This is a genomic window from Streptomyces cinnamoneus, assembly GCF_014650495.1.
In the GTDB taxonomy this organism is placed as follows: Bacteria; Actinomycetota; Actinomycetes; order Streptomycetales; family Streptomycetaceae; genus Streptomyces; species Streptomyces cinnamoneus.
In genome coordinates, this window is record NZ_BMVB01000002.1 from 192,476 (window position 1) to 205,521 (window position 13,046).

8 protein-coding genes are annotated in these 13,046 nt (G+C 73.3%); 1 reads left to right on the forward strand and 7 read right to left on the reverse strand.

Going from position 1 to position 13,046, the window contains the following annotated elements; all coding sequences use genetic code 11:
* Positions 1-21 precede the first annotated feature (21 nt).
* Positions 22-921, reverse strand: coding sequence for an LLM class flavin-dependent oxidoreductase (locus IE182_RS03415; RefSeq protein ID WP_190108106.1), 900 nt, complete (start codon positions 919-921; stop codon positions 22-24).
* A 98-nt stretch (positions 922-1,019) separates the two neighbouring features.
* Here IE182_RS03415 and IE182_RS03420 point away from each other — a divergent pair, with 98 nt between their 5' ends.
* A complete protein-coding gene (locus IE182_RS03420; protein ID WP_190108107.1) occupies positions 1,020-1,883 on the forward strand; it encodes a Cof-type HAD-IIB family hydrolase in 864 nt (287 codons plus the stop codon).
* 161 nt (positions 1,884-2,044) lie between these two features.
* Here IE182_RS03420 and IE182_RS03425 read toward each other — a convergent pair whose 3' ends face one another.
* The 6 genes from IE182_RS03425 to hisC form a co-directional block, all read right to left on the reverse strand.
* A complete protein-coding gene (locus IE182_RS03425) occupies positions 2,045-3,187 on the reverse strand; it encodes a M23 family metallopeptidase (RefSeq protein ID WP_190108108.1) in 1,143 nt (380 codons plus the stop codon).
* 263 nt (positions 3,188-3,450) lie between these two features.
* Positions 3,451-5,115, reverse strand: coding sequence for a sensor histidine kinase (locus IE182_RS03430; protein WP_190108109.1), 1,665 nt, complete (start codon positions 5,113-5,115; stop codon positions 3,451-3,453).
* Between the two features lie 10 nt (positions 5,116-5,125).
* Positions 5,126-8,884: a thiol reductant ABC exporter subunit CydD gene (gene cydD / locus IE182_RS03435; protein ID WP_190108110.1), complete on the reverse strand. Its 3,759-nt coding sequence runs from the start codon at positions 8,882-8,884 to the stop codon at positions 5,126-5,128.
* Positions 8,885-8,896: 12 nt separating this feature from the next.
* Positions 8,897-9,898, reverse strand: coding sequence for a cytochrome d ubiquinol oxidase subunit II (gene cydB / locus IE182_RS03440; protein WP_190108111.1), 1,002 nt, complete (start codon positions 9,896-9,898; stop codon positions 8,897-8,899).
* Positions 9,899-9,923: 25 nt separating this feature from the next.
* Positions 9,924-11,507, reverse strand: a complete 1,584-nt coding sequence (locus IE182_RS03445; protein WP_190108112.1) for a cytochrome ubiquinol oxidase subunit I — start codon at positions 11,505-11,507, stop codon at positions 9,924-9,926.
* A gap of 267 nt (positions 11,508-11,774) precedes the next feature.
* A complete protein-coding gene (gene hisC, locus IE182_RS03450) occupies positions 11,775-12,851 on the reverse strand; it encodes a histidinol-phosphate transaminase (protein ID WP_190108113.1) in 1,077 nt (358 codons plus the stop codon).
* Between the last annotated feature and the right edge of the window lie 195 nt (positions 12,852-13,046).

Below are 13,046 nucleotides of genomic sequence, written 5' to 3' on the forward strand. Positions count from 1 at the left end.
ACGGCACACCGCGGCAACCGCTTAGGCGAGCTGGGCGAGCCCCTCCGTGGCGATCTTCTCGAAGACGGCGACGTCGGCCTCGAACATCGAGCCGGCGATCGGCCAGTGCACGACGATCTCGTCGATGCCCACCTCGGCGTGCGCGCCGGCGAAGTCGACGAAGGCGTCGAAGGACTCCAGCGGCCGGTCCGGCGTGAAGCCCGTCAGCATCACCTTGCGCAGCTCCGCCACGTCCCGGCCGGCCTTGGCGCACACCTCCCCGAGGCGTTCGATCTGTCCGGCGACGGCCGCCAGGGACTGCTCCGGCGTGCCCGTCTCGTACAGCTTCGGGTCGCCGGTGGTCACCCACGCCTGCCCGTGGCGGGCGGCGAGCCGCATGCCGCGCGGACCCGTCGCAGCCACCGCGAAGGGCAGCCGGGGGCGCTGCACGCAGCCGGGAATGTTGCGCACCTCGGTCGCCGAGTAGTGCTCACCGTCGTGGGAGACCACGTCCTCGGTGAGCAGCCGGTCCAGCAGGGGCACGAACTCGGCGAAGCGGTCGGCGCGCTCGCGCGGCGTCCACGCCTCCTCGCCGCTCGCCCGCAGCGCGGTCGCGTCGAAGCCGGAGCCGCCGGCACCGATGCCGAGCGTGATCCGCCCGCCGGAGATGTCGTCGAGGGAGATGAGCTCCTTGGCGAGCGTCACCGGATGGCGGAAGTTCGGGGAGGTGACCAGCGTGCCGAGCCGCATGCGGGACGTCACGCCGGCCGCCGCCGTCAGGGTCGGTATCGCGCCGAACCACGGACCGTCCCGGAAGGTGCGCCAGGACAGGTGGTCGTAGGTGTAAGCGGTGTCGAAGCCCAGCTCCTCGGCGCGCTGCCAGGAGTCACGGCCGCCCTCGGACCAGCGGCGGTCGGGAAGGATCACGGTGCTCAGTCGCATGCCACCGAGCCTAGGCGCTGGGCCCGGCGGGCGGGCGCACGGGGCTTTCCGGCCGCACGTTTGTACGCCTCCCCGGGGGCGTGGACGAGAATGGGGCCGTGACTTCAGCTACCGAGCCCGACACTCCGGCCGCAGGCCGGACCGCAGCTGTTCCCCGGCTGATCGCCACCGACCTCGACGGCACCCTGCTGCACGACGACAAGACGGTCTCCGACCGCACCGTCGCCGCACTGGCCGCGGCGGAGGCGGCGGGCATCGAGGTCTTCTTCGTCACCGGCCGCCCGGTCCGCTGGATGGACGTCGTCCGCGACCACGTGCAGGGGCACGGCCTGGCGATCTGCGCCAACGGCGCCGTCGTCGTCGACCTGCACGACGGCGGCCGCTGCGTCGAGGTCCGCCCGCTGGAGCCCACCGCCGCCCTCGCCATCGTCCACGCCGTGCGCGCCGCGGCCCCCGGTGCCTCCTTCGCCATCGAACGCACCTCGCGCTTCGACTACGAGCCGCACTATCCGCCCTTCCAGCTGGACCCGGACGCCCGGATAGCCCCCGCCGAGGAGCTCCTGGAGGCCGGGGACGGCCAAGGCGATCCGATCATCAAGCTGCTCGCCTTCCACCCGGAGCTGGCCCCGGACGAGTTCCTGGACCTGGCCCGCATGGCGGGCGGCGAGCACGGCTCGTTCACCCGTTCCAGCCCGACCGCCCTGCTGGAGATCAGCGGGCCGGGCGTCAGCAAGGCCAGCACCCTGGCACGCTGCTGCGCCGAGCGCGGCATCGCGCCCGAGGAGGTCGTGGCGTTCGGGGACATGCCCAACGACCTGGAGATGCTCAGCTGGGCGGGCACCTCGTACGCCATGGCCAACGCCCATCCCGAGGTGCTGGCGGCCACCACCCACCGCACGGCCGCGAACACCGAGGACGGTGTGGCGGCGGTCATCGAGCAGCTCCTGCACGGCCTGCCCTAGGCCGGGCGCGGGCGCGGGCCACGCCGCGCCCCGGCGGCCATCAAGCCGGCGCCCCCAGCGCCCCGACGGCCGTCGAGCCGGCGCCCCGGCACAGCGGCGGCCGACACCCGACCACCCGGCACCCGGCACCCCGCAGGCCGCACCCCGCAGGCCCACGCCGCCTACAGCAGGACGCCGCGCGCCCGCAGCCACGCCACCGGCTCGACGGCCGACCCGAACTCCGCGGACCTGCGGATCTCGAAGTGCAGGTGCGGCCCGGTGGAGTTCCCGGTGGTCCCGGACAGCCCGATCCACTCGCCCGCGCGCACCTGCCGGCCCGACCCGAGCAGCGGCGCCGCCAGATGGGCGTACTGCGAGAACCAGCCGCCCTCGTGCCGCACCACCACACTGATGCCGAACGGGCCGCCGCAGCCGATGGAGACGATCGTCCCGCTCCCCACCGACCGCACGGGCGTCCCGGTGGGAACGGCGAAGTCCTGCCCGGAGTGCCCGCCCGCCCAGTGCACCCCGGTGCCCCCGAAGCGCGCGGTCAGCTCGTACGTGAGCAGGGGGCGGGTGAAGCCGCTCGGGGAGATCGCAGCCGCCCGGTCCGTGCCGCTCTGGTTGTCCTGGAGCTCGGCCTGCAGGCCGTCGAGGTCGACGGGGGTGCAACGACCGTTGCGGACGGCCGCAGCCGCCAGGCTGTTCAGCTCGCCGCGAGCCCGGCCCAGCCGCTCCTCCAGCGCCTTCTTCTCCGTACGCAGCTGGGTGACATCGGCGTCGAGGGCCTGCCAGGAGGCGGAGGTCGACATCTGGTCCGCCGCCAGGGTCCGGCTCCTGCTGTCGGCCTCGATCACCATGCGGGCCAGACGCTCCCGCCGGTCGGAGTCGTTGGACTGCAGCTCCAGCATGTCCAGCGGCTCGGCGGCGGCCGCGAGGCTGCCCGGGGCGGTGAAGCCGCCGGTGCGGTACTGCGCCCGGGCGACGGTTCCGGCGTCCTCGTGCAGGACGGCCGCCAGGATCCGCTCTCCGTGCAGTTGCCGCGCCAGCTGGTCGGCCCGCTTCCTCTGGTCCTTCGCCACGCGCACCCCGCGCTCGTAGCGGTGGCGGACCCATCCCGTCTGCCACGCCAGCCGGAGCACCTCGGAGCTGAGGCGGGCCAGCCGCTCCGGGGCGTGCCCGGCGGGGGGCGCGGCGGACGGCAGCGGCGCCACCGCCACGCACAGGGCGCAGAGCAGCGCGCCGCCGTGCCGGTGCACGGGGCGGGTCCGCAGGCTCCGCAGACTCCGGTGGGTCCGGCGGTACGAACGATACGACCATCGCATGGTGGCGATCTTGGCGTGAGCGCATGCCGGGCGCCCCCACAGAAGACCGTTCGGAGGAATGCGCGCATCTATAGGGCGACACGTACCTCTACAAGGACGCACCCGCACGGACGCACCGTCACCAACGCGCACGGATACGCGTACGGACGAACCGTCACCACCCGATCCACTGCGACCGCACGGACGAACCGTTCACGACCGCACCCTCGCTTCGCACGGACGTACCGTCAGCATCGCGTGCGACGCGCCCTGCTGGTGCGCGCTTACAGGGGCGCTTCCCAGATCACCTTCGTGCCGCCCCCGTCGTCGCCCAGCCCCGGTCCGTACGAGCTGGAGCCGCCCAGCGACTCGGCGCGCTTGGCGAGGTTGCGCAGTCCGCTGCGCCGACCGCCCTCCGGGATGCCCACGCCGTCGTCGGCGACCGTCAGGCGCACCGCCTCCCGGCCGTCCGGCAGGGTGGCGGTGGCGTCGACCAGGACCTCGATCCGGGACGCCCGTGCGTGCCGGAAGGCGTTGGAGAGCGCCTCCCGCAGGGCGGCGATGAGGTTCTTGCCGGTGAGCTCGCCGACCTTCGCGTCGACCGGTCCGAGGAACGTCGCGGAGGGCTGGAACCCGAGCGGCACGGCCGCCGTGCCCAGCTCCCGCAGCACGCGCGTCCGCAGCCCGGCCGGCGCCTCCGTGGGCTCCTGCTGCAGGGCGAAGATGGCGGTGCGGATCTCCTGGATGGTCACGTCCAGCTCGTCGACCGCCTGGCCGACCTTCGTGGAGACCTCGGGCACGACGGCCAGCCGCTGCGCGCTCTCCAGCAGCAGTCCGGTGGCGAACAGCCGCTGGATGACCAGGTCGTGCAGATCGCGGGCGATCCGGTCGCGGTCCTCGAAGACGGCGAGCCGTTCCCGGTCGCGCTGCGCCTCGGCCAGGACGAGCGCGAGGGCCGCCTGCGCGGCGAACTGCGCCGCCAGCGTGCGCTCGGTGGCGGTGTACTTGCGTGCGCCGCGGCCTCGCGGGGTCGCGAGGGTGCCCAGCACGCGGTCGCCGCTCTTGAGCGGCAGCAGCATGCTCGGGCCGAAGCGGGGCGCCACCTCGGTGATCATGCGGGGGTCGGTGGCCGAGTCGTCGATGAAGACGGGCTCCCCCGCCAGCAGCTGCGAGACGACGGGGCTGTGCGGCGGTATCACTGTCCCGAGCAGCCCGGTGGGGTCCTCGGCGGAGACGGCCACCATCTCCAGCCCGCCCTCGCCGTCGGGCAGCAACACGATCCCGGCGGCCGAATCGGCCAGTCTGCGCGCCTGTTCGGCGACGACGGACAGGGCGTCCTCGGCGTCACTGCCCGACAGCAGGGCCGTCGTGACGGCCACCGAACCGTCGATCCAGCGCATGCGCTGACGGCGCTCGTCGTGCACGCGCGCGTTGCCGATCGCGATGCCGGCCTCCGTGGCGAGGATCTTCACCATGTGCAGGTCCGCGATGTCGAACGCACCGCCGCTGCGCTTCTCGGTCAGGTAGAGGTTGCCGAAGACCTCGCCCCCGACGCGGATGGGGACGCCGAGGGCGTGCTGGCCGTCGGGGAAGGCGGCGATGTGCTCGTACTGGTCCTGGGTGACTCCGTACGTGACGAAGTCCGACAGCCCCTCGCCCCCGGCGTCGATGACGCCGATGGCGGCGTACCGGGCGTCGGCGAGTTCGGCGGCGGTGCGGGCGATCCGGTCGAGGGTGGTGTGGAGGTCCAGGCGGCCGGTGCCGACCGAGCGCATGGCCTCCAGCAGCTGCGGCACCCGTCCGGTCAGCTCGGTGGACAGGCCCTGGAGGCTGCGGGTGGCCTCCGTGGCGACGTCCAGCGAGTCCGGAAGGGCCCCGCTGCCGCCCGTGCCGGTGCTGTCCCGCGGGACGTCGTCCCGGGGGTCGGAGGATGCTGCGGTCGACGCCATGCCAGGCAGCCTAATAAGTACCATTTGCCAGGGAAAGCGTCTTACGGCCGGTGTCCGTGCTGTCTTCCACGACCGCGGCGCCCTGCCCGGGTCCGCCGGCCTCTCCCTGCCCCGGCCCGGTGGCCTCTCCCTGCCCGGGTTCGCCGGCCTCGCGCTCCAGCATCCGCCGGAACGGACCCTCGGCGCCCGCCAGCTCCTCGTACGCCCCGCGCTGCACCATGCGCCCCCGCTCCAGCACCACGACCTCGTCCACCGCGGCCAGCCCCGCCAGCCGGTGCGTGATCAGTACGGTCGTACGGCCCTGGGTCGCCGTCAGCAGGTCCGCGGTCAGGGCGTCGGCGGTGGCCAGGTCGAGGTGCTCGGCGGGCTCGTCCAGCACCAGGACGGGGAAGTCCGCGAGCAGCGCCCGCGCCAGCGCCAGCCGCTGCCGCTGACCGCCCGACATGCGCGCCCCGTGCTCGCCGACCAGCGTGTCCAGGCCCTGCGGCAGGTCCTCCACCCACTCCAGCAGCCGGGCGGCCGCCAGCGCGGCGCGCAGCTCCTCGTCGCTCGCCTCCGGGCGGGCGAGGCGCAGGTTCTCGCGCAACGAGCTGTCGAAGACGTGCGCGTCCTGCGCGCACAGCCCCACCAGCCGCCGCACCGCGTCCCCGTCCATCGCGGCGGCGTCCCGGCCGCCCAGCGTGTACGCGCCCGCCTCCGCGTCCAGGAAGCGCAGCAGGACCTGCGCCAGGGTGGTCTTGCCCGACCCGGACGGGCCGACCACGGCGATCCGCCGCCCCGCCGTCAGCTCCAGCGCGAGGTCCGCCAGGGCGGGCACGTCCTGCCCCGGGTGCCGTGCCGTGAGCCCGGCCAGGCGCAGCGGGAACGGAGACGGCGGGGCCGGTTCCGTCCCGTCGCGCACGGGCAGGGGGGCGTCCAGCACCTCGTGCACCCGTTCCGCGGAGCGCCGCACGCGCTGGCGGTACTGCACCGCGAGCGGCAGGCCCATGACGGCCTCGAACGCCGCCAGCGGGACGAGGACGACCACGGCCAGCCAGACGCCGCCGAGGCGGCCGTCGTGCACGGCCCGTACGCCCGCCCAGGCCGCGCCGGTCACCGTCAGGCCGCAGGCCAGGGCCGACAGGCCGGCGCCGAGCGCGGCGGCGGCGCCGGCACGGCGGGCGATGCGGGCCAGGGCGGCGTCCGCGCGACGCAACCGGGCCATCCTGGCCGGCAGGGCTCCCGCCACGGTCAGCTCGGCCGTGCCCGCCAGGAGCTCGACCACGTGAGTGGACAACTCCCCGCGGGCGGGCGCCAGCTGCCGTTCCGCACGCCGGGCGACCGCACCCGACAGCGCGGGCACGGCCACGCCCGCGACCAGCAGCCCGGCGGCGAGCACCGCGCCCGCCTCCGGCAGCAGCCATGCGGTGAACGCCACGGAGGCGGTGCCGACCGTCACTGCCGAACCGACCGGCAGCAGCCAGCGCAGGAAGTAGTCCTGCAGCGCGTCGACGTCCGCGACCAGACGGGTGAGCAGGTCGCCCCGCCGGGTGTGGCGCAGGCCCGCGGGGGCGAGGCGCTCCAGGCGCCGGTAGACCGAGACCCGCAGGCCCGCCAGCACCCGCAGGACGGCGTCGTGCGAGACGAGGCGTTCGGCGTAGCGGAAGACGGAACGGCCGATGCCGAAGGCGCGGGTGGCGGTGACGGCCACCATCAGGTAGAGCACGGGCGGCTGTTGGGAGGCGCGCGAGATCAGCCACCCGGAGACCGCCATCAGGCCGACGGCGCTCCCGAGGGCGAGGGAACCCAGCAGCAGGGCCAGCGCGAACCTCCCCCACAGGGGCCGCCCGGCCCCCCGCACCCGCGCCAGGACGCGACGGGCCGCCGCCCGCCCGTTCCCGGCGGGCCGCCGTGCGGCCGCCGCGGGTGCGCCGTCACCGGCCCGCGCAGGGCCGGGGCCCGCCGGCTGCGGCGCATGGCCGCCCCCGCCGGCCTGTTCGTCGCCGGGGCCCACCGCCGCCCCGTCCCGGGCCAGGGCCCGGGCGTCGGCCCGCCGGTCGTCCCCGGCGGCCTCTGCTCCCGCTCGCGCCTCTTCCGCTGCCTCTGCCGGTTCGCTCCCCGTGGCCGGCAGGGCGGGCGGAGCCGGCGGCCGGACGGGGCCGGGGCCACCGAGGTGCACCGTGCGGCCGGCGACGGCGAGCAGCGCGGGCCGGTGCACGACCAGCACCACGGTGCGGCCCACGGCCAGCCGTCGTACGGCCGCCACCACGGCGGCCTCGGTCGCGCCGTCGAGCGCGGCCGTCGGCTCGTCGAGCAGCAGGACCGGCCGGTCGGCGAGGAACGCCCGTGCCAGCGCGATCCGTTGACGCTGCCCGGCGGACAGCCCCGCTCCGTCCTCCCCGAGGCGGGTGTCAGTGCCCTGCGGCAGCATGGAGACGAAGCCGAGCGCTCCGGCCGCCAGCAGTGCGTCCCGCACCTGTGCGTCCGAGGCGTCGGGCCGGGCCAGTCGCACGTTCTCGGCGACCGTCCCGGCGAAGAGATGGGGCCGTTGCGGAAGCCAGGCCACCTGGCTCCGCCAGCTTTCGGGGGAGAGCGATGAGAGTTCCGCACCGCCCACCAGCACCCGCCCGCCGCTGGGCTGTTCGAGGCCCAGAAGGGCCCGCAGCAGGGTCGACTTGCCGGCTCCGCTGGCGCCGGTCACCGCGACCGTCTCCCCGGGCCGCACCTCGAACGAGGTCTCGGCCAGGGAGGGTTCCGGCCGGCCCGGGTGCCGGACCACGAGCCGTTCGACCGTCAGTGCCGCGGTCCGGGCGTCCGGGGCCGGGACGGTGCCGGACGGGGCGGGCTCGCTCTCCAGCACGGCGAAGACCTGGTCCGCCGCCGCCAGGCCCTCTGCCGCCGCGTGGTACTGCGCGCCCACCTGGCGCAGCGGAAGGTACGCCTCGGGGGCCAACACGAGCACCATCAGGCCGGTGTGCAGGTCGAGTTCGCCGTGCACGAGCCGCATGCCGACGCCGACGGCGACCAGCGCCACCGACAGCGTGGACAGCAGCTCCAGCGCGAAGGAGGAGAGGAAGGCCAGCCGCAGCGTCCGCAGCGTGGCCCTCCGGTAGTCGGCGGTGATGACACGGATCGACTCGGCCTGCGCCTTGGCGCGGCCGAAGACCTTGAGCGTGGGCAGCCCGGTGACGACGTCGAGGAAGTGCCCGGAGAGGCGGGACAGCAGCCGCCACTGCCGGTCCATCCGGGACTGGGTGGCCCAGCCGATGAGGGCCATGAAGAGGGGGATGAGGGGCAGCGTGAGGACGATGACGAGCGCCGACAGCCAGTCGGCGGTGACGATGCGGGCCAGGACGGCCACGGGCACCACGACCGCGAGACCCAGCTGGGGGAGGTAGCGGGCGAAGTAGTCGTCCAGGGCGTCGATGCCGCGGGTGGCGAGGGTGGTCAGCTCACCGCTGTTCCGCCCGGCCGGATCGAGCCGGGCGGCCCGCTCCAGCAGCCGGGTCCGCAAGGTCGACTTGACCGCCGCGCTCGCGCGGTGGGCGGCCAGCTCGGTGAGCCAGGACACCGCCGCCCGGCCCAGGGCGACGGCGGCCAGCAGCGCGAGCGGTGCGGTCAGGTCGCCGGCCGTGCGCCCGTCCCGGAAGGCCCCGGTGACGACGTCGGCGATCAGCATCGCCTGCACGATGACCAGGCCGGCCCCCGCCAGCCCGAGCGCGACGGAGGCGACGAGGAAGAGACGGGTCGCGGAGGCGTACCTCAGCAGGCGGGGGTCGACGGGCTTCATCGCGGCGCCACCTCAGTGGGCGGCCGGGATGTGCTGGGTGCCGATCCGCTTGCGGAACACCCAGTAGGTCCACGCCTGGTAGCCGATGATCAGCGGGGTCGCGAAGCCGGCGACCCACGTCATGATGCCCAGCGTGTACGGGCTGGAGGCGGCATTGGTCACCGTCAGGCTCCACGCCGGGTCGGACGAGGAGGGCAGCACGTCGGGGAAGAGCGCGAGGAAGACGGTGGCGAACGCGGCGGCGACGGTCACGCCGGAGAGGGCGAACGCCCAGCCTTCCCGGCCCGACCGGTTCAGGGCCAGGGCGGCGAGCAGGGCGAGGACGGCCACGACCGTGGCGGGCAGGCTGCGCCCGTTGCCGTACGCGGCCTGCGTCCAGGCCAGGAAGGCCACGGCGAGCACGGCGGCGGCCAGGCCGTGGCGGGCGGCGTGGGCGCGGGCCCGGTGGCGGATGTCGCCGGTGGTCTTCAGCGCGGCGAAGACGGCGCCGTGGAAGGTGAAGAGGACGAGCGTGAAGAGGCCGCCCAGCAGGGCGTAGGGGCTCATCAGGTCGAGCACGTCACCGGTGTAGTTCTTGTCCGGCCCGACCGGCACCCCGCGCAGGACGTTGGCGAACACGGCTCCCCACAGGAAGGCGGGCAGCAGCGAGCACCAGAAGATGGCGTTCTCCCAGTTGCGCTGCCAGCGCTCCTCGGGGCGCTTGTGGCGGTACTCGAAGGCGACGCCGCGGACGATGAGGCAGACGAGCACGGCCAGCAGCGGCAGGTAGAAGCCGCTGAAGAGCGTGGCGTACCAGTCGGGGAAGGCGGCGAAGGTCGCTCCGGCGGCGGTGATCAGCCAGACCTCGTTGCCGTCCCACACGGGGCCGATGGTGTTGATCAGTACCCGCCGTTCGGTGCGGTCCCGGGCCAGCGTCCTGGTGAGGACGCCGATGCCGAAGTCGAACCCTTCGAGGAAGAAGTAGCCCGTCCACAGGACGGCGATCAGCAGGAACCAGAAGTCGTGGAGGTGCATGGTCGGTTCTCCGTTCCCCGCCCGGTCAGTACGCGAACGTCATCGGCTTGTCGGCGTCCTCGGCGGCGCCGCCCGCGCCGGCCCCGCCGGACGGGAACCGCAGCCGGGGGTCCTTCGCCGGGGGCTTCTCGTCGGTGTCCGGGCCGGCCTTGGCGTACTTCACCAGCAGCTTGACCTCGACGACGGCCAGCACCGCGTACAGCGCGGTGAAGACGGCCATGGAGGTGAGGACCTCGCCCTGGCTCACGCCCGGCGAGACCGCGTCGCCGGTCTTCATCAGCCCGTAGACGGCCCAGGGCTGACGGCCCATCTCGGTGAAGATCCAGCCGAAGGAGTTGGCGATCAGCGGGAAGCCCATGGTGAGGATGCCGATGCGCCAGGACCACATGGTGAGGAACGGGCCCATCTCGCGGGTCCGGGTCAGCATGAGCCGGGGGATCTCGCCCTCGGCGGCCCGGTACTCGGGGGCCAGCCAGAGCTTCCGGCGCGTGGTCCACAGCCCGATCAGTGCGGCCACGAAGGACGTCATCCCGAAGCCGATCATGAGGCGGAAGCCCCAGAAGGTCATGAAGATGCTGGGGATGTAGTCCTCCGGCTCGCCGCCGTAGGCCGCCGCCTCGCGGGCGGCGATGTCGTTGATGCCGGGGACGGCGTCGGAGAAGTTGTTGTGGGCGAGGAAGGAGAGCAGGCCGGGTATCTCGATCTCGACGCTGTTGTGGCCCTTGCCGACGTCGCCGACCGCGAAGACCGAGAACGGCGCCGGCGACTGGGTCTCCCACAGCGCCTCGGCGGCGGCCATCTTCATCGGCTGCTGCTCGAACATCACCTTGCCGAGCTCGTCACCGCTGACCGCCGTGCCGAGGCCGGCGATCACCGCGACGACCAGGCCTACCCGCAGCGAGGTCAGCATCGCCGGTATCTGCTTGCGCTGCTTCTCGCCGGGCTCCTCGCCCTTGAGCTGCTTGCGCTTGGCGCGCCACAGGTGGAAGGAGGCGATGCCCACGACGAAGGCGCCGCCGGTGAGGAACGCCGCGGTCAGGGTGTGGAGGACGACGACCATGGTGGTGTTCTGCGTCAGCACGGCCCAGATGTCGGTGAGCTGCGCCTTGCCGGTCGCCTTGTCGACCGTGTAGCCGACCGGGTGCTGCATCCAGGAGTTCGCGGCCAGGATGAAGTACGACGACAGGACGGTGCCGACGGCCACGATCCAGATGCAGGCACAGTGGATCTTCTTGGGCAGCTTGTCCCAGCCGAAGATCCACAGGCCGATGAAGGTGGACTCGAAGAAGAAGGCCAGCAGCGCCTCCATCGCGAGCGGTGCCCCGAACACATCACCGACGAAGCGCGAGTAGTCCGACCAGTTCATGCCGAACTGGAACTCCTGCACGAGGCCGGTGACCACGCCCATCGCGATGTTGATGAGGAAGAGCTTTCCCCAGAACTTCGTGGCGTGGAAGTACTTCTCCTTGTCCGTGCGGACCCAGGCCGTCTGCAGGCCGGCCGTGATCGCGGCGAGGCTGATCGTCAGTGGGACGAAGAGAAAGTGGTAGACGGTCGTGATCCCGAACTGCCAGCGCGCCAGTGTCTCCGGAGCCAAAGCCAGATTCACTCGGTCCCTCCCTTGCCTCTTGCGACCACCGACGCAGCACGTCGGTGCTTTTGCCCTTGTATGACCCAGATAAAGAGGGACATAAAGGCGGGCTTGTGAACGCGTTCACATTCACAAGCAATTATGACGCACCCTCTTTTCGGACAATCGAGGGGGGTACCCCTTCGGCCCGGGCCGGACGGCCCGGCCGGACATGACGAACGCCGCGCCCCCCTCCGGGGAACACGGCGTCCAGGCATCACACAGGGCGGCGGTACGCCGCCACGGCTACAGCTTCGCGCGGAACTCCTCCGCCGCCCGCAGGAAGAGGTCGTTCGCCTCGGTCTCCCCGATCGTCACCCGCACGCCCTCCGGGAACGGCCGTACGACCACGCCCGCCTGCTCGCACAGGGCCGCGAACTCCACCGAGCGCTCCCCCAGCGGCAGCCAGACGAAGTTGGCCTGCGACTCCGGGAGCGTCCAGCCCTGCGCGGCCAGCGCGCCGGCCACCCGGGTCCGCTCCGCCACCAGCGCGTCCACCCGCTCGCGCAGCGCCGTCTCGCTGCGCAGCGAGACCACCGCCGCGTCCTGGGCCACCTGGCTCACGCCGAAGGGCACGGCCGTCTTGCGCAGCGCCGCCGCGACCGGCTCGTGCGCGACCGCGAAGCCCACCCGGAGCCCGGCGAGCCCGTACGCCTTGGAGAAGGTGCGCAGCACGCAGACGTTCGGCCGGTTGCGGTAGAGGTCGAGGCCGTCCGGGAACTCGGGGTCACGGACGAACTCGATGTACGCCTCGTCGAGCACCACGAGGATGTCGGAGGGCACCCGGTCCAGGAAGGACTCCAGCTCGGCACGGCGCACGACCGTACCGGTGGGGTTGTTGGGGTTGCAGACGAAGATCAGCCGGGTCCGGTCGGTGATCGCGGCGAGCATCGCCTCCAGGTCGTGCACCGCGCCCTCGGTCAGCGGCACCTGCACCGGGGTGGCACCCGCCACCTGGGTGATGATCGGGTACGCCTCGAAGGAGCGCCAGGCGAAGATGACCTCGTCGCCCGGGCCGGCCGTCGCCTGGACCAGCTGCTGCGCGACACCGACCGAGCCGGTGCCGGTCGCCAGGTGAGACAGCGGCACGTCGAAGCGCTCGGCCAGCTCCGCCATCAGGCCGGTGCAGGCCATGTCGGGGTAGCGGTTGAGCGAGGACGCCGCACCGAGGGCGCTCTCCAGGACCCCGGGCAGCGGCGGGTAGGGGTTCTCGTTGGAGGACAGCTTGAAGGCGACGGGCCCGCCGGCGGCCGCCGGCTTCCCCGGCTTGTAGGTCGGCACGGCGTCCAGCGCCGCGCGCAGCTTGGGGTTCTTTTCGGTCACCGCGGGTCCTCCTCCACCACTGACATGAATACCGCACACCTTATGAGCAGGCCCCCGGGCGGCGTCCAGGACTTTCGGAGCGCTCCCCGTGCTGCTGCGCGCCGTGGCGAGCGCCGTGGCGCGCGTCCCTCGTGAAGGTGAGTTGAGACCTCTTCGAGACCTGGACCATTCCTCCGGCGTGGATATGCCACGACC

What these genes read in the sequence shown, in the direction of transcription:
- IE182_RS03415 (WP_190108106.1), bottom strand. Translation starts at nt 921, where the DNA reads ATGCGACTGAGCACCGTGATCCTTCCCGACCGCCGCTGGTCCGAGGGC.
- IE182_RS03425 (WP_190108108.1), bottom strand. Translation starts at nt 3,187, where the DNA reads ATGCGATGGTCGTATCGTTCGTACCGCCGGACCCACCGGAGTCTGCGG.
- IE182_RS03430 (WP_190108109.1), bottom strand. Translation starts at nt 5,115, where the DNA reads ATGGCGTCGACCGCAGCATCCTCCGACCCCCGGGACGACGTCCCGCGG.
- cydD (WP_190108110.1), bottom strand. Translation starts at nt 8,884, where the DNA reads ATGAAGCCCGTCGACCCCCGCCTGCTGAGGTACGCCTCCGCGACCCGT.
- cydB (WP_190108111.1), bottom strand. Translation starts at nt 9,898, where the DNA reads ATGCACCTCCACGACTTCTGGTTCCTGCTGATCGCCGTCCTGTGGACG.